The sequence below is a fragment of the Collinsella sp. TF05-9AC genome, from assembly GCF_003438495.1.
In the GTDB taxonomy this organism is placed as follows: Bacteria; Actinomycetota; Coriobacteriia; order Coriobacteriales; family Coriobacteriaceae; genus Collinsella.
Window position 1 is genome coordinate 23150 of the sequence record NZ_QSSH01000017.1, and the last position, 16848, is coordinate 39997.

Sequence of the window (16848 nt, forward strand, 5' to 3'; positions counted from 1 at the left end):
ACTTACGCCTCCTTCTTGGTCGAAGCAACAGAGCTGGCAGCGGCGGCGCCCGCAGCACCAGCCACAGCGCCACCCGCCACATCAAAGCGAGCGACATCGGCAGCGTCAGCGCGACCGGTCACAATGTCAAACGCCAGCTCCTCGGCCTGCGCGTGCGTCTTGCCCGCGCCCTCGGCGGCGGCGACAATCGCCAGCACGCGCTCGTACTCGGTCGGGATGACCTTCACAAAACGCTTGCTCATCGAGTCAAAGCTGTAGAGCAGCTTAATGCCGCGCGGGCTCTGCGTTGCGTCCACGTGCTCCTGGATAAGCTTGCGGATCCGCGCCAGCTCGTCGGCCGTCGGGGCCTTGAGCTCAACGCTCTCGTGGTTCACGCGGGCATCGAGCGTGCCGTACTGGTCATAGACATAGGCCACACCGCCTGTCATGCCGGCGGCGAAGTTCTGCCCGACCTCGCCCAAAATGAGCGCCAGGCCGCCCGTCATGTACTCGCAGCCATGGTTGCCGCAGCCCTCGACCACCACGGTGGCGCCGGAGTTGCGAACGCCAAAGCGCTGGCCGGCCAGGCCGTTAATGAAGCCACGGCCGCTCGTGGCGCCAAAGAACGCCACGTTGCCCACGATGATGTTCTCGTCGAACTTGTAGGTCGCACGCGGGTTGGGGCGCACGGAGACCTCGCCGCCCGAAAGGCCCTTGCCAAAGTAGTCGTTGGCGTCGCCGCACACGTTGAGCGTCACACCGCGCGGCAGGAACGCGCCAAAGCTCTGACCGGCCGAGCCATCGCAATCGATGGTGATGGAACCGGCGGGCAGGCCCTCGGGATGCGCCTTGGTCACCGCGTTGCCCAGGATGGTGCCCACGCAGCGGTTGACGTTGGCGATATCGGCGCGGAAGCGAATCGGGCGCAGGTGCGCACGGGCATCGGCCGTATAGGGCACAAACAGCGTGGAGTCGAGCGTCTTGTCGAGCTCGCTGTCCGCAGCCATCTGGGGCAGGAAGTGACGGCCGTCGGCGCCCGGGATGTGGGCACCAAACTCACAGGTCGCGCTTGCCAGCACGGGCGACAGATCGAGCAGGTTGGCCTTGCGGTTGCCCGGGACCTCGATCTGGCGCAGGCACTCGGGATGGCCGACCATCTCGTCGACGGTGCGGAAGCCCAGGCTCGCCATGACCTCGCGCAGCTGCTCGGCCACAAAGAGCATAAAGTGCTCGACGTGCTCGGGCTTGCCGCGGAAGCCGCGACGCAGGCGGCAGTTTTGCGTAGCGATGCCGGCCGGGCAGGTATCCTGCTGGCAGTCGCGCTGCATGAGGCAGCCCATCGAGATGAGCGGCATGGTCGCAAAGCCAAACTCCTCGGCACCCAGCAGGCAGGCGACGGCGACGTCAGTGCCGTCCATGAGCTTGCCGTCGGCCTCGAGCACCACGCGCGAGCGCAGGCCGTTTTGCAGCAGCGTCTGCTGGGCCTCGGCAAGACCGAGCTCCAGCGGCAGACCGGCGTGCCAAATGGAATCGCGAGCAGCGGCACCCGAGCCGCCGTTGTGGCCGCTGATCAAAATCTTGTCGGCAGCGCCCTTGGCAACACCAGTGGCGATGGTGCCGACGCCGGCCTCGCTGACCAGCTTGACCGACACGCGCGCGCCGGGGTTGGCGTTCTTAAGGTCAAAGATCAGCTCTGCCAGGTCCTCGATGGAGTAGATGTCGTGGTGCGGCGGAGGCGAGATCAGGCCGATACCGGGCGTGGACTGACGGACCTCGGCGATCCAGGGGTAGACCTTCTTGCCGGGCAGGTGGCCGCCCTCGCCGGGCTTGGCGCCCTGGGCCATCTTAATTTGAATCTCAAAGGCGCTGCACAGATAGCGGCTCGTCACGCCAAAGCGCGCACTTGCCACCTGTTTGATGGCGGAGTTCTTGGAGTCACCGTTGGCCAACGGGGTCTCGCGACGCGGATCCTCGCCGCCCTCGCCGGAGTTGGAACGGCCGTGTAGGCGGTTCATGGCGATGGCCACGCACTCGTGTGCCTCTTTGCTGATGGAGCCATACGACATAGCGCCGGTGTTAAAGCGGCGGACGATGTTGAGCGCGGGCTCGACCTCGTCGAGCGAAACCGGCGTGCGACCGTTAGCGTTAAAGTCGAGCAAGTCGCGCAGGCGCACGGCACGGCCGGTGCGGTGCAGGCGGGCGCTGTACTCCTTAAAGGTGTCGTAGCTGTCCTCACGGCAGGCGGTCTGCAGCAAGTAGACAGTCTGTGGATCGATGAGGTGATCCTCGCCGCCGAGCGGGCGCCACTTGGTCAGACCCAGCGTGGGCAGCTGATCGGGAGCCTGGCTCTTAAGGATAGCGAGCGCGGCGTCGTAACGCTCGTTTTGCTCGCGCTCAACGTCCTCGACACCCATACCGCCCACACGGCTCACCGTGCCGGCGAAGTACGCGTTGACGAACTCCGGCGTAAAGCCGACGGCCTCAAAGATTTGCGCGGAGTGGTAGCTCTGCACCGTGGAGATGCCCATCTTGGACATGATGGAGACGATGCCCGCCGTCGCGGCCTTGTTGTAGTTGGCGATGCCCTGCTCGGCTGTCACGTCCAGATCGCCGTGCGCCGCCAAGTCGCGGATGCACGCATGCGCGTTGTACGGATAGATACCGCTCGCGGAATAGCCCACCAGCGCCGCAAAGTCGTGCGGGGACACGGCGTCGCCACACTCCACCACGATGTCGGCAAAGGTACGCACGCCGGCGCGGATCAGGTGGTTGTGCACGCAGCCCACGGCGAGCAGCGACGGCACGGGCACCTCGCCCGCTCCGGCGCGATCGCTCAACACCACGATGTTCACGCCGTCGCGGACCGCGGCCTCAACGTCCTCTGCAAGCTGCTTGAGCGCAGCCTGCAGCGCACCCTCGCCGGCATCGCGGCGGTAGACGGCACGGAAACGGCGGGTCTTAAAGCCCACGCGGTCGATGGCGCAGATACGCTCGAACTCCTCCTCGCTCAGCAGCGGACGCTCCAGGCGCACCAGCTGACAGGCCGTACGGGAGTCCTCGAGCAGGTTGCCGTGGTTACCCAGGTAGAGCGTGGTCGAGGTGACCATATGCTCGCGAAGAGCGTCGATCGGCGGGTTCGTGACCTGAGCGAACAGCTGATAGAAGTAGTCGAAGAACGAACGCGTCTTCTTGGACAGGCAGGCCAGCGGCGCATCGATGCCCATCGAGGCGAGCGGGGCCTTGCCCTGCTGGGCCATGGGGCGCACGACCTCGTCAACATCATCCCAGTGATAGCCGAGCTTGGCCATGCGTACGGCGGCGGGCACCTCGGCGTCCTCGGCGGGCGTTGCCGCAACGGGCTCATCGAGCGCGTCAACGGTCAGCGTCTCCTCGGCAATCCAATCACGGTAGGGCTTTTCTTTGGCATAGCGGGCGCGCAGTTCGTCGTTGTAGATCACGCGGCCGCGGGCAAAGTCGACCTCGAGCATCTGGCCCGGCCCCAGACAGCCGCTCGTCAGGATGTTCTCGGGGCGCACCTCGATGGTGCCCACCTCGCTTGCCAGCATAAAGCGACCGTCGCGCGTCACATAGTAGCGGGCGGGACGCAGGCCGTTACGGTCGAGGGCGGCACCCAGCGTGCGACCGTCGGTAAAGGCGATGGCCGCCGGGCCATCCCACGGCTCCATGAGCATGGACTGGTAAGCGTCGTAGGCGCGGCACTCCTCACTCAGGCTGTCGTTGTGGTCCCACGGCTCGGGCAGCAACATGGACGCGGCACGCGTAAGCGGGCGACCGTTCATGACCAGGAACTCGAGCACGTTATCCAGAATCGCGGAGTCGGAACCCTCGCGGTTGATGATGGGCATCACGCGCTCAAGATCGTGCTGCAACACGGGGCTGTACAGGTTGGGTTCGCGGGCGCGAATCCAGTTGACGTTGCCCTTGAGGGTGTTGATCTCGCCGTTGTGAATGATAAAACGGTTGGGGTGCGCACGCTCCCAGCTGGGCGTGGTGTTGGTAGAGTAGCGCGAGTGGACGAGCGCCACGGCCGTTTTGACGGCGGCGTCGTTGAGATCGATGAAGAAGCGGCGCATCTGCGTGGCGACCAGCATGCCCTTGTACACGATGGTGCGCGAGCTCATGGAGCAGACGTAGAAAATCTTGTCGCGCAGGGCAAACTCGGCGTCGGCCTTCTTCTCGATGGTGCGGCGGCACACGTACAGGCGGCGCTCGAATGCGTCGCCGACCGGCGTGTCGTCGGGGCGGCCCAGAAAGGCCTGCAGGATGGTAGGCATGCAGGCGCGGGCCGTCTCACCCAGGTCGTGCGGGTCGACGGGCACCTCGCGCCAAAAGAGCAGCGGCACGCCGGCCTCGGCGCAGCCCTCCTCAAACACGCGACGGGCATCCTCTACGCCCTTGTCGTCCTGCGGGAAGAACAGCATGGCCACGCCATAGTCGCCCTCTGCCGGCAGAATCTGGCCGCACTTTTGGGCCTCTTTGCGGAAAAAATGATGCGGAACCTGGAACAGGATTCCGGCGCCGTCGCCGGTGTTCTTCTCGAGTCCGGTGCCGCCGCGGTGCTCCAAGTTGACCAGAATGGACAGTGCGTCGTCCAGAATCTGGTGATGGCGCTCGCCGTTGATATCGGCAAGCGCGCCGATGCCACATGCATCGTGGTCGAATTCGGGGCGATAAAGGCCCTGCTGCTGAGCGGAATCTGCCTGCATCGCGATCCTCCCCTAGGTGTTAGACAGTCAGTTGACTAGGCATACTAGGAGCATCGCCGGCCCGTTGTGTTTCCCGCCCGTTTCGAAACAATCGCGTAACGCACGCCCTACGAGTGGGTACCGCCGACCTCAAGGGTGACAACAAGGGCCCCAAGTTCGACCTGTAAACTCACCGCTTCAAACATCTCAATCTGTAACACGAAGACCCAATTTTGGCGCCTAGATGTTACAGATTGAGATTTTCTGCAGGACGGTTTTGGTTTGTCTCAATCTGTAACACGAAGGGCCGGTTTTTGCAGCCAACTGTTACAGATCGAGATTTTCCATAGGACCATTTCTTCCTGTCTCGATCTGTAACACCTAGGTCCAATTTCCATCCCTAGTTGTTACAGATCAAGACATTTCAGCAATCCCCTTCCACCATCCTATTCAAATACAACAATCTTGTTAGTCTTGGTTAACTTTTTAGCCTAAAACGGGTATCCTTTGCGGCGTCAAACAAACGGCACGCAGGAGCTCACCATGCTCAACCATCCCAAACAACACTTTGGCTCGCACCGCACCGGAGGCCACGGAGGTCTGGATATCGCCCGGCATGTCGGCCCCGGGCTGCTCGTGACCGTCGGCTTTATCGACCCGGGCAACTGGGCCTCCAATATGGCCGCGGGCTCGCAGTTTGGCTACGCATTGCTGTGGATCGTCACGCTGTCCACAATTATGCTCATTGTGCTGCAGCACAACGCGGCACACCTGGGTATCGCCACGGGCGCCTGTCTTGCCGAGGCCACGACACGTTACCTTCCCCGCTTCGTTGGGCGCACGGTGCTTGCCAGCGCCTATCTCGCGACCATCGCCACCGCCATGGCCGAAGTCCTGGGCGGTGCGATCGCGCTCCAGATGCTCTTTGGGCTGCCCGTGCGCGCCGGCTGCGTCATCGTGGCCGCGGCATCGATGGCAATGCTCATGACGAACTCCTACAAGCGTGCCGAGCGCTGGATCATCGCCTTCGTCGGCGTGGTAGGACTCTCGTTTTTGGCCGAGCTTGCGCTAGTCAAGGTCGACTGGCCGCAAGCCGCCGCAAGCTGGATCACGCCCAGTATGCCCACTGGCTCTGCCGCGATTATCGTGAGTGTCCTGGGTGCGGTCGTTATGCCCCACAACCTTTTTCTGCACTCCGAGGTCATCCAATCCATGCACTTCGAAGGCCAAGGCGAGCAAGTTATCGAGGAACGTCTGCGCTACGAGCTCTTCGACACGCTCTTTTCGATGGGCGTGGGCTGGGCAATCAACTCGACCATGGTCATCCTGGCCGCAACGACCTTCTTTGCGCACAGCATTGTCGTAGACGACCTCGCCGTCGCAGCGGCCACGCTCTCCCCCATCTTGGGCCCGGCGAGCTCGACCATCTTTGCGGTAGCGCTGCTGTTCGCGGGACTATCGAGCAGCGTGACAGCGGGCATGGCGGCGGGAACCATCACCGCGGGCATGTTCGACGAGGAATACGACATCCACGACCGACATTCCTCGATCGGGGTAGCGGCCTGTTTCGCCGGCGCAGTGGCGGCGTGTCTGGTCATCCCAAATCCTTTTGAAGGTCTCATCTGGAGTCAGGCACTGCTGTCGCTTCAGCTGCCGATTACGGTCTTTGTGCTCATACGGCTCACCAGCTCAGCCCGCGTTATGGGCAAATACGCCAACTCGCGCCCGCTCAACGCGCTGCTCGTAGGGATCGGCGTCATCGTGACGATTCTCGACATCGTGCTGCTAACGGGGATGTAATTGGGATGGCGTGACCGTCCAGATATAACGTCTTAATCTGTAACACGTGAGACCGTTTTAAACCGTCAGATAAATCAAAAGGGTCCCGGCCGAGAATTCGACCGGAACCCTTGGACAGAGCTATGTTCGGCTTTCGCCGTGTGCCTGCGAGTTACTCCTCGACGAGCTCAAACTGATCGGGACCGACGCCGCACACCGGGCACACGTAGTCCTCGGGCAGCTCGGGCGTGTCGACCTCAACCTCGTAACCGCAAACGGTGCACACAAACTTATACGTCTTCTTCTCCTCAGCCATGATGTTCTCCTCTCGAACGTGACTGCTGGTGTACTTACTTATTAGTATATATTCTCAATAAGATAATGCAAGTATTTTTAGAACATTTCTAGCCTTGATACGACGAGGCTTTGGGCGGCGTCTTGCCCTTTAGCACCTTGTGATAGTAGTCGTACGTCAGCGGCGTCTCGTCGCTCAGGCGCTCGGCATCCTCGACCTCGCCGATAAACAGCAGATGCGTGCCCACATCCACAGTGTCGATCAAACGGCAGCTAAACAGGGCCGCTGCATGCTCGGGCACATAGGGCATGCCCAGAGCCGTCTCGCGGGTCTCGTATTTGGCAAACTTGTCATAATCGCTGCTGGTGCGGAACCCAAAGTTACCGATGTAGAGCATGTCGGCGGTCTGATCGATCACGGTCAGCGCGAACGCTTTGGCCGATGCGATAACGCCCGAGGTGACATTGTCCTTGTTCACGGCAACCGAAATACGCGGCGGCATGGACGTCACCTGCACCGCAGTGTTGATGACGCAGCCGGCGCGCAGCCCGTCTGCCGCAGCACTCACCACGTACAGACCGCTCGGCATGGTAAAGAACGCAGTTTTGTCCATAACGATCACTCCCCTAGCTCGGGTTGGAACCTCATGAATGTATGTACCCACAAAAAAGGCGGCACCCATAACGGACGCCGCCTTTGAGACATATGTGTCAGAACAGTAAGAAAGATGAGACGCCCGCAGTTGCGGTGAAATAGGGACTGAATAGCCCCTCAAACAGGAAAAACAGTCCGTATTCCACCGCAACTTACAGAGTGCCTAGCGGTTGCGTTCCTTAAGGGCGCGGTCGATCTCGCGTTGGACATCACGCTTGGCCATGTCCTCGCGCTTGTCGTAGAGCTTCTTGCCGCGACCCAGACCCAGCAGCAGCTTTACGCGGCCGTCCGTATTAAAGTAGAGCTCCAACGGAACCAGCGCATAACCACGGTTGCGAAGTTTGCCGTCAAGAAAGTCGATCTCCTTGCGGTGCAGCAGCAGACGACGCCGACGGTCGGGATCGCGATTCCACACGCCACCATGGCTATAAGGATGGATATGCAGGCCGACGAGCCAGCACTCCCCGCCGCGGATCAGCGCGAAGGTATCGGTGATCTGGCAGGCGCGCTCGCGAATCGACTTGACCTCGGTGCCGCTCAGTTCAATGCCGCACTCAAATGTCTCATCGATAAAGTACTCGTGATGTGCCGAGCGATTCTTGGAGATGAGTTTGCGCTCGCGCTTACTGGGCATCGTCGGCCTCCTTGGCGCCATCGGCGTTTGAGCCCGCAGCCTCGCGCTTTGCCTTGCGCTCGGCATTGAGTTCGGCATCGCTCTCGCGCACCAGTTTGATAATCGCCGCGCAGGCTTCCTCGCCCACCAAGTCGCGAGCACGCACCGTCAGGCGCGTCGCCTCCTGCTTGTCGCCGTCGCTTGCAGCATCGGTCGCGCACATAATCAGGCAGATTGCAATCTCGGCCGAAGGTGAGGTCGGAACGCCCTGCAACGCCAGCTCGCCCATCACGTGCTCGTCGCTCTCCTCGGCGGCATCCGGATAGGTAGTATGGATCTTGTTGAGCAGGCGCGTCGTATGCGTATCGTTGGGCGCCAGGCGCAGCGCCAGACGCGCGCAGCCCACGGCAGCCGAAATGTTCTCGGTCTCGGGCTCCGAGAAGTACTGTCCCAGATTGGCGTAAGCGCGGGCGGCGCACTTGCCATCGCTTGCACGCTCCAGCACCGAAAACGAAAGCGAAGCCCACTCCTGCTTGTCCTCGAGAGCGCGGAACAGCTCGGCCAAATCCAAGCGATAGTTGCAGTTCATGGGGTCCCAACGCACAGCCTGCATCAAGGCATTACGAGCGCTCACATAATCCTGCTGGCGAATGTAGGCAAACGCCATGTCAGAGTACAGGCGGTCAAACGGCACCTCAACCTGCACGAGCTCGCGCGGATCCTTCTCCACGCGGCGATAGGCCAAGCGCTCAAACTTGCTATCGAAGCTGAAGTATTGGCGCTTCTCCTCCGTCTTGCACTCGGCGTCGATATACTCCTCGGCGAGCTCCACCAGGCGCTCCAGCAGCGGCGTCGCCGTAGCCAGGTCGCCCTGCGCCAGATAGTTCTCGGCATATGTGATGTCTTGCAAGCTGATGGGCAGGTCCATGACAACTCCTCGGTCCGGGCGGCAGACTCAACGCGCGCCTTAAACATCGGTCAATACACAAAACCCGGGTCTCTTACGAGGCCCGGGCGTTCAATTTTGGTAGCCCGTACCAGATTCGAACTGGTGATCTCCGCCTTGAGAGGGCGGCGTCCTAAACCGCTAGACGAACGGGCCATATGTAGCAAATGCAATGGCTGGGATGGAGGGAGTCGAACCCCCATTGACGGAACCAGAATCCGCTGTCCTGCCATTAGACGACATCCCAATGACTGCATCGCTGCGCTCGGCTGTGCCTTTGCGCAAGAAAGAAATATACGGGAAGTCCGGCCGTGACGCAAGCCCCAATTTTGACTTTTTTGAAATTCAGTCAAATACGGCCAACACGTGAAGGACCTGTGAAGCGCCAGCGACACGTACGGCGCCAAAGCCCGTAAAACATCCCACATCTACCGCTGGTAGATTACAACAATGCAGCACTCACGACCGATGGCACAATCGAACCGTCATCATTGCACGGATATCGAGGCGCCATGGACGAAGAGCTTGATTACCTATGGGAGACCCTGGGGCTCGAGATCACTGCTGATCTTTGGCCCGAACGGGACAAAATCCATCCCACTCTGCGCCCCGCCATCACGGTGATGCAGGCAAAATACCGCCGTGCATCCTTTTTGATCATGCGGATGTCATGGCACGCGGGACTCCCCGACCTTAAGCGAATCCAGGCAAGCCTCGTCGAGCTGTCCGGTATGCCGACCGTCATATCCGAGGCGCACCTGGAGCAGCGCCAGCGCGAGCGACTGCAACAGCAGCGGATTCCCTTTATCTGCCCCGGCGTTCAGGCATATCTGCCCTTTATGGACGAGGAGTACTGGAGCGGCAAGCCCAACAAGCACGTAAAGGTCTACGATCCGCACGAATGGGCACAGCTTGAGGATTAGCGCATATGCCCGCCAGCCGGGATAGTGCGCATGCCCGCCAACCGGAAAGCTCATCCCGGAATTTACGTCCAGAACGGGACGCGCTTTCCCCTAGAGGCCCCAAACGGAAACCGTATCCCAGATTTCGCGCTCAAACTGGGATACGGTTTCCGCTAGCCCCTTCAACCGGAAACTGCGTCCCGGAATCCGAGCTCAAAACGGGACGCACTTTCCGCAGCCACTACAGCAGCACCTCGGTCCAGGTCGCTTCCTTAAACCCAGGAATCGCAAAGTCGTCGCCCACCAGCAGCGGACGCTTGACCAGCATGCCGTCGGTCGCCAGCAGCTCGTAGCACTCCCGATCCGTCATGCCCGCATCCAGACGCGCCTTCAGGCCCAGCTCTCGATATTTCATGCCCGACGAATTAAAGAAGCGCCGCACCGGCAGCCCCGAACGAGCAATCCAGGTCGCAAGCTCATCAGCCGTGGGATTGTCCAAAACGATATCGCGATCGATATACTCTACCCCATGTTCGTCCAGCCATGCCTTGGCCTTCTTACAGGTCGAGCACTTGGGATATTCAACAAACAATACCGCCATGGGATTTCCTTTCTTAGAGAAAACAGGTGTCTGGAAAACTGCACATCGACGACCACTCGCGATTGCAGCCGTTATTGTAGTCAATGTCGAAGCATAGGCAGTCGCGATGTCTCGTCTTAAGGCTAGCGCCTCGCATGGGCGCCGATCGGCCGAGTCACATGGCGCACCAACGCCGCTGCCAGCAATACCAACAGCATGGCGGTGACATAGCCCGCAGCATCGAATCCTAAATCGATAACGTCGAAATGCCTGCCGGGAACAAAGATCTTATGTACCTGATCGCCAACGGAGCAGGCGGCGCAAAAGAGCAATACGGGCACGCAACGGGAGCATACGCTCCACGGACGCCTGGAAAAGCAAACCACGACCACGGAGGCGAATAATCCGACGAAGAAAAACTCTACGGTATGGGCAACGCGACGGACGTTTGTGCCCACCCGCATGCGAATGGAAGCAAGTCGGCCAGACCGGACATTCGAGGCAGCCGAATCGGCGCCTCCGGTCATTCCGTTCTCCGTCTGGGCTTCACCCGTGGCATCGGCAGCCTGAACGCCCGTAGCCTGACCCTCCACCACACGCGCGGTGGACTCGCTCAGCAACGACGTCTGCACCGCGTTTTGCTCCGTCAGCACCCAGATGCCCGCCAGCGTTGCAGCGAACAGAACGATCGCGGTCCATCCGATTATTTGTTTTACGCGAGCCAAGGGCCAACCTCCTTTTTTGAATATCAGCGAGTGTAGCCACAAATGGCATCGTCACCGTATCAAAATTTGAATCGCAACAGGAAGCGACAAAGCGACGCAAACCCCTACCCCGCCTCGCGCATCCAGCGATCGAACGTCCCCACGCACACGCCCAGGCACTTTGCTGCCTGGCTGCGGGTAATATCGCCCGCCTCATAGCTATCGCGCACCAGCTCAAACTGAGGAGGGCACGGCTTGCGAGGTCGACCGAAACGGACCCCTCGCGCCCGCGCCGCTGCAATTCCCTCCGCCTGGCGCCGATGGATATTCTCGCGTTCCACCTGCGCCACGTAGCTCAGCAGTTGCAGCACAATATCGACAATCAGGGTGTTGGTCACATCCGGCGCGCCGCTGGCCCTGACACGTGTGTCAAGCAATGGCATGTCCAACACCACAATGGCAACCCCGAGCTCCTTGGTAATGCGCCGCCATTCCTCAAGAATCTCGGAGTAATTACGACCAAGTCGGTCGATAGAAAGCACCACCAGCACGTCCCCGTCTCCCAGAACGTGCAGCAGCTCGCGATAACGCGGTCGATCGAAGTCCTTGCCGCTCGCATGGTCGGCATAAATATTCGCCGAGCCCACGCCATAGGCGCCCAGCGCATCCAGCTGCCGATTAAGATTCTGATCGCGCGAACTCACCCGCGCATAACCGTACACCGTCGCCATCTCATCCCCGCTTTCTTGTAAACCTGCCAAAAAGGGACAGGTTTATTTTGGTAGGTTCTACCTCTCAAATAGCAGGTAAGCGGGCGGCCGAGCAGACGGCAAGGTAGCCACGATTCAAATGCGAAGGGCGGTCCCGAAAGGCCGCCCTCCGCTCCCCCACCATGAGTCGGGATTTGGCTAATGGATAAGCTTAAAGTCCAAGTGCCCACGCGTGGTATTGACGCGCGAGACCTCGACAATCACGCGCTGCCCCAGCTCGTAACGAGTCCCCGTGTCGGCGCCCGTCAGCGTAAGCGCGTCCTCGTCGAACTCGAACCACTCGTTGCCCAGGCTCTTGATCGAAATCAAGCCTTCGACCTGCGTTAGATCCAAGCGCACAAAGAGGCCCATGCTGCTAACCCACGAGACGGTTCCGGCATAGCGCTCGCCCAGACGGTCCTCATAGTACTGGGCAATCTTGATCTTTTGTGTCGCATGGCTGGCGGCATCTGCCGCGCGCTCGGCATCGCTGCATGCGCGGCAGATCTGCGGCAGAATGCGCGGCAGCGACTCGCGCCCCTTGCCGATCAGCCGCGGCGTACGGACCAAGGCGTCCTTGCCGCCGAGCTGCTCGTAGGCCAACTGCAGTTTGAGCACGCGGTGCACCACCAGATCGGGGTAGCGACGGATGGGACTCGTAAAGTGGCAGTAGCACGGCGCGGCGAGCGCAAAGTGGCCCTCGTTGCGCGGCTTGTACAGCGCGCGCTGCATGCTGCGCAGAAGCAGCGTGTTGACGAGCGGTGCGTTGGCCGTACCGGCGGCAGCATCGACTGCAGCCTGCAGCTCATCGGGACTCCCCAGGGCAATACCGGCAGCACGGCGATCGTCGATGATGCCTAGCTGCGCCAGCGCAACGGCGGCACCGTGCAGGCTATCGGGGCTCGGATCCTCATGCACGCGATAGCAGGCCTCGATATCACGGTCCGCCAGCCACTCTGCAACGCACTCGTTGGCGAGCAGCATGGCTTCCTCGATAAGCGACGTGGCACACGAACGCTCGCGCGCCACAATCTGCACGGGCACTCCGTCCTCATCCAATAGAGCGCGAATCTCGGCCGTGTCAAAATCGACTGAGCCGCGGGCGCGACGAATACGACGGCGAAGTTCGGCGAGTTCGTTGGCGGCGACAAGGAAATCGCCGAGGTCGATGTTGTAGCCGCGGGCGTTCTCCTCGCATGCAAGACCGCGCTCAAGCGCTTCCTCGCGCGAGGTCTCAGCAGCCGCAACATCCTCGGCCGCACCCTCCAGCACCGAATACTCAACCGCGCCGGCACGCACCAGCAGCGCCTCGGCGCCGTCATAGTCCATACGCACACGCGAGCGAATCACGCTGGGGTACGGATCGTAATGCCGCACGCGACCCTGCGCATCGAGCTCGATATCGACGGTAAACGCAAGACGGTCCTCGTCAGGGCGAAGCGAGCACAGGTCACAGGACAGGCGTTCGGGCAGCATGGGAAGCACGCGATCGGCCAGATACACCGATGTCGTGCGATGGCGAGCCTCAAGATCGATATGCCCGTCCCAAGCCACATAGTGTGAAACGTCGGCGATATGCACACCCAGCTTATAGCCACCCTCGGGCGTGCGCTCCAGCGAAATGGCATCGTCAAAGTCGCGCGCGTCGACCGGGTCGATCGTGATGACAAAGCGGTCGCGCAGATCGCGGCGGAGCGGGTCCTTAAGCGCCGCGGACACATCGAGCGAAAGCCCCTCGGCCTCGTCTAGCGCGGCCTCGGGATAGCTATCGGTATAGCCGTAGCGAGCCATCACATATTGAACGCCCAAATCGGGCGCGTCATCTCCGCCAATGCGGCGTTCGATCGTCACAGTGCCCGATTCCAGGCGCGTCGGGTAGGTCAAAATGCGCGCGACAACGGCATCACCCGGGTGGACACCCAGACGACCCGCCGAGGTATCCTCGGGCAGAATGAAGAAGTCGGCCTTCAGGCGCGAATCGAGCGGCTCAATCACACCGAGCGGACCGGCGATCTGGTACGTACCCACCACGCTTATGGCTGCGCGCTCAACCACGCCTTCGATCACGGCGCGCCGCTCACCGTGCGGGCTATTCTTAATGCTCACAGCAACGGTATCGCCGTCCATGATCTCACGCTTGCCGCGACCCATGACCTTGTAGTCGCCGTTTTCGGTTACAACGTAGGCACTGTGCTCATGGAGCTGCACGCGCCCGGTCAGGCTCGGACGACGTTCGCTGCGTACCGGCCCGCGCTTATTGCGAGCTCCACGCTTATGCTTGTTATTGCGCCCCATGGCGCCTCCTAACTATCGATTGCGAACTCCAAAGAGTCTACCCAAATGATTCGCTTTTCTGCCGTCCCCTAGGGGACAAAAAACGGGCCGCCCCATAAGAGACGACCCGTTGGAAGGGATGAATTCCAGGCATGCCTACACGCGCAGGTAGCGGCGCATGGCGATGGCAGAACCAAAGAGACCGATAATCACGCCGACCAGAATCAGCGCAGCATAGGTCACCAGGTAGTACTGCATCGGCAGGGCAAACGACATCCAGCCGATGCTCTCCTGCAGACGCGGAATCATCAGATTGCGCAGCAGCTCCAGAACGCCGATGGAAAGCAGCGAGCCCAAAATGGCCTGCAGTACACCCTCGGTGATAAACGGGCCACGAATGAAGCCGTTGCTGGCGCCGACCAGACGCATAATCGCAATCTCGCGACGACGCGCCGTGATGGACAGGCGAATCGTGTTGTTGATAAAGATGAACGCGATAAAGGTCAGAAGGCCAACGAGCACCACGGCGGCAATACGGATGTAGTTGGTCACCTGGAACAGGCGGCTTACTTCCTCCTGGCCATACAGTACGCTCGCGTTGACGTCGCCGTCGTCCGCGATCTTTTGGAAGTCGGCATTCTTCTTGAGCTTCTTGGCCGTGCTCTCGACCTGAGACGGATCGTCCATCTCAATCGCAAACGAGGCGGGCAGCGGGTTCTGGCCGTCGAGCGCGCTCATGGTGGCGTCGGCGTTGCCCGACATCTTGCTCGTATACTCGGCCAGCGCGTCGTCCTTGTCCTTATAGGTCACGGACTTGACGTTATTCCACGTCTTAAGCTCGGCCTCAAAAGCCTGAACATCAGCCTGATCGGCGTCATCACTAATGAACGCGTTGATGACAACCTGATCCTCGACGGTGCCGATCACGGAGTTCAGCATCGCAGAGCCCATGATAAACAGGCCGATGATAAACAGCGAAAGGAAGATCGTGATGACGGCGCCGAGCGAGGTAGTCCAGTTACGGAGGAAGTGGCTGATTGCCTCTTTGAAGGAGTAGCCTACGTTAGTTGGTGCCATAGTTGCCGTAACCTCCCCTCTCCTGGTCGCGGATAACGTGGCCGCCCTCGAGGGCGATTACGCGACGGTGCATGCTATCGACCATCTCGCGGTCGTGCGTGGCGACGATCACGGTGGTGCCGGTGCGGTTAATACGCTCGAGCAGCTTCATGATGCCCAGCGAGATCGCCGGGTCGAGGTTGCCCGTCGGCTCGTCGCAGATCAGCAGCGGCGGACGGTTGACCATAGCGCGGGCGACGGCAACGCGCTGCTGCTCGCCACCGGAAAGCTGGTCGGGCAGCGAGTCCATCTGATCGGCCAGGCCGACCAGACGCAGCACCTCGGGCACCTGGCTGCGAATGACGCCCTTGGGCTTGCCGATGCACCGCAGGGCAAACGCCACGTTTTCGTAGGCGGTCTTTTGCGGCAGAAGCTTAAAGTCCTGGAACACGGCGCCAATCTGGCGGCGCAGGAACGGAACCTTGCGGTTCTTGATCTTCATGAGGTCCTGACCGGCAACCAGGATGCGGCCGCTCGTCGGCTTGACGTCGCGGTTGAGCGTCGACAGCAGCGTGGTCTTACCCGAGCCGGAGTGACCGACCAGGAAGACGAACTCGCCCGGATAAATCTCGATGTTGATGTCGTCGAGTGCAGGCTTGTTGGGCTGTGCCGGATAGATCTTGGTGACATGCTCCATAAGGATGACGGGCTCGACACCGGCCTGCTTGGCCATCTTCTTGCGGCTGGCCTGCGGATCGATGGGCGCAAACACCGACGTAAAATCGGGGTTGTTGAGCGCGTTATCGAGGCTTGCGACCTCGGCGGCCTGATCGCTCTCGACCACCGGGGCAGCAGGCTGCGTGGGGTCGGGAATAGCGGCAAAGAGACCGGACTGCGCAGGCTGAGGAGCCGGCGTCGCAGGGGCCATGGGGTCGGGAATGCCGGCCATGGTAGGCTGCGGCGTGGCGGCGCCAGCCTGAGGCTGCTCCACGCGAGCGGTCACGGCCTGAACGGGCTCAAAACCCGCCGCGCCGGAAAGCGCGACATCGCTGGTTGGATTGTAGGCAAAGGGATCGGATGCCGGCTGTGCCTGATCTGCCGGCTGAGCGGGGGCCTGAGCAACAGGCTGGCCCTCTGAATCCGGAGTGGCGAAACGACTGCCCTGGACGCCTGCCTGCGTCTTGGGGGCATCATCGCCCGCACCGGAGGTACGGAAGTGGTTACCCACTGGTGCTCCTTATCGTCGTGCGTTTAAACTACATGAGCGCTTTGTATTTTAGCAGCATTAGCTTTACTGCACATAAAAAGCATGGCGTGCTTAGGGATCCCGTCGGCCGGGTACAGGGTTACTCTCCAAATCGTCCTCGGACATGTCGGAGCCCCCGCTGCGCGCTTCGCGCGGCGGGGGCTCCTCCGTCCTGCGGAAAGATTTGGAGAGTAACCCTGTGCCCGGCCTGCGATAACTAAGGGGTCGCCGCGTTTATCTTGAGGTGCTGCATATACAAAGCTGGAAGGGTCTGAATTGCGCTTTGTCGATATATGCCCTTTTTCCTGATGGGACCGTGCTTGAGGGGCGTCTTCATGAGTTGCGGGGGGAAAAAGAGGGTTTTT

At 61.0% G+C, this 16848-nt stretch carries 13 protein-coding genes and 2 tRNA genes; 2 read left to right on the forward strand and 13 right to left on the reverse strand.

Translation table 11 applies throughout. From position 1 onward, the window contains the following. Positions 1–2 precede the first annotated feature (2 nt). Entirely contained in the window at positions 3–4706 is a 4704-nt protein-coding gene (gltB, locus tag DXC52_RS06010) for a glutamate synthase large subunit (protein WP_117746554.1), read from the reverse strand. A gap of 486 nt (positions 4707–5192) precedes the next feature. On the opposite strand from gltB, the gene DXC52_RS06015 reads away from it, so the two are divergent. Continuing rightward, positions 5193–6485 carry an Nramp family divalent metal transporter gene (locus tag DXC52_RS06015; protein WP_233504883.1) on the forward strand — a complete coding sequence of 431 codons (1293 nt, stop codon included), beginning with the start codon at positions 5193–5195 and terminating at the stop codon, positions 6483–6485. A 151-nt stretch (positions 6486–6636) separates the two neighbouring features. On the opposite strand, the gene DXC52_RS06020 is transcribed toward DXC52_RS06015, so the two are convergent. The 6 genes from DXC52_RS06020 to DXC52_RS06045 form a co-directional block, all read right to left on the reverse strand. After that, a complete protein-coding gene (locus DXC52_RS06020; RefSeq protein ID WP_035137395.1) occupies positions 6637–6780 on the reverse strand; it encodes a rubredoxin-like domain-containing protein in 144 nt (47 codons plus the stop codon). Between the two features lie 88 nt (positions 6781–6868). Further along, positions 6869–7372, reverse strand: a complete 504-nt coding sequence (locus tag DXC52_RS06025) for a flavin reductase family protein (protein ID WP_117746556.1) — start codon at positions 7370–7372, stop codon at positions 6869–6871. Positions 7373–7576: 204 nt separating this feature from the next. Beyond that, the gene (gene smpB / locus DXC52_RS06030; RefSeq protein WP_006235325.1) at positions 7577–8047 is read right to left on the reverse strand and encodes an SsrA-binding protein SmpB; all 471 of its coding nucleotides are present in this window, start codon (positions 8045–8047) and stop codon (positions 7577–7579) included. Continuing rightward, positions 8037–8954: a hypothetical protein gene (locus DXC52_RS06035; protein WP_117746557.1), complete on the reverse strand. Its 918-nt coding sequence runs from the start codon at positions 8952–8954 to the stop codon at positions 8037–8039. The genes smpB and DXC52_RS06035 overlap by 11 nt, the downstream gene beginning before the upstream one ends. Positions 8955–9051: 97 nt before the next feature. Further along, positions 9052–9128, reverse strand: a tRNA-Glu gene (locus DXC52_RS06040). Positions 9129–9145: 17 nt separating this feature from the next. Beyond that, a tRNA-Gln gene (locus DXC52_RS06045) sits at positions 9146–9219 on the reverse strand. Between the two features lie 265 nt (positions 9220–9484). On the opposite strand from DXC52_RS06045, the gene DXC52_RS06050 reads away from it, so the two are divergent. Further along, positions 9485–9895, forward strand: a complete 411-nt coding sequence (locus tag DXC52_RS06050) for a hypothetical protein (RefSeq protein WP_117564211.1) — start codon at positions 9485–9487, stop codon at positions 9893–9895. Between the two features lie 220 nt (positions 9896–10115). On the opposite strand, the gene DXC52_RS06055 is transcribed toward DXC52_RS06050, so the two are convergent. The 6 genes from DXC52_RS06055 to ftsE all read right to left on the reverse strand — a co-directional run bounded on the left by DXC52_RS06055 (position 10116) and on the right by ftsE (position 16465). Then, complete coding sequence (locus DXC52_RS06055) at positions 10116–10475, reverse strand: arsenate reductase family protein (protein WP_117746558.1); 360 nt, start codon at positions 10473–10475, stop codon at positions 10116–10118. A 122-nt stretch (positions 10476–10597) separates the two neighbouring features. Beyond that, a complete protein-coding gene (locus DXC52_RS06060; RefSeq protein WP_158554602.1) occupies positions 10598–11179 on the reverse strand; it encodes a VanZ family protein in 582 nt (193 codons plus the stop codon). A 104-nt stretch (positions 11180–11283) separates the two neighbouring features. Then, positions 11284–11889, reverse strand: a complete 606-nt coding sequence (locus tag DXC52_RS06065) for a recombinase family protein (RefSeq protein ID WP_055251867.1) — start codon at positions 11887–11889, stop codon at positions 11284–11286. A gap of 177 nt (positions 11890–12066) precedes the next feature. After that, positions 12067–14202: a ribonuclease R family protein gene (locus DXC52_RS06070; protein WP_117746560.1), complete on the reverse strand. Its 2136-nt coding sequence runs from the start codon at positions 14200–14202 to the stop codon at positions 12067–12069. Positions 14203–14337: 135 nt separating this feature from the next. After that, positions 14338–15258, reverse strand: coding sequence for a permease-like cell division protein FtsX (ftsX, locus tag DXC52_RS06075; RefSeq protein ID WP_117746561.1), 921 nt, complete (start codon positions 15256–15258; stop codon positions 14338–14340). Beyond that, positions 15245–16465 carry a cell division ATP-binding protein FtsE gene (gene ftsE, locus DXC52_RS06080; protein WP_117746562.1) on the reverse strand — a complete coding sequence of 407 codons (1221 nt, stop codon included), beginning with the start codon at positions 16463–16465 and terminating at the stop codon, positions 15245–15247. The genes ftsX and ftsE overlap by 14 nt, the downstream gene beginning before the upstream one ends. Positions 16466–16848 lie beyond the last annotated feature (383 nt).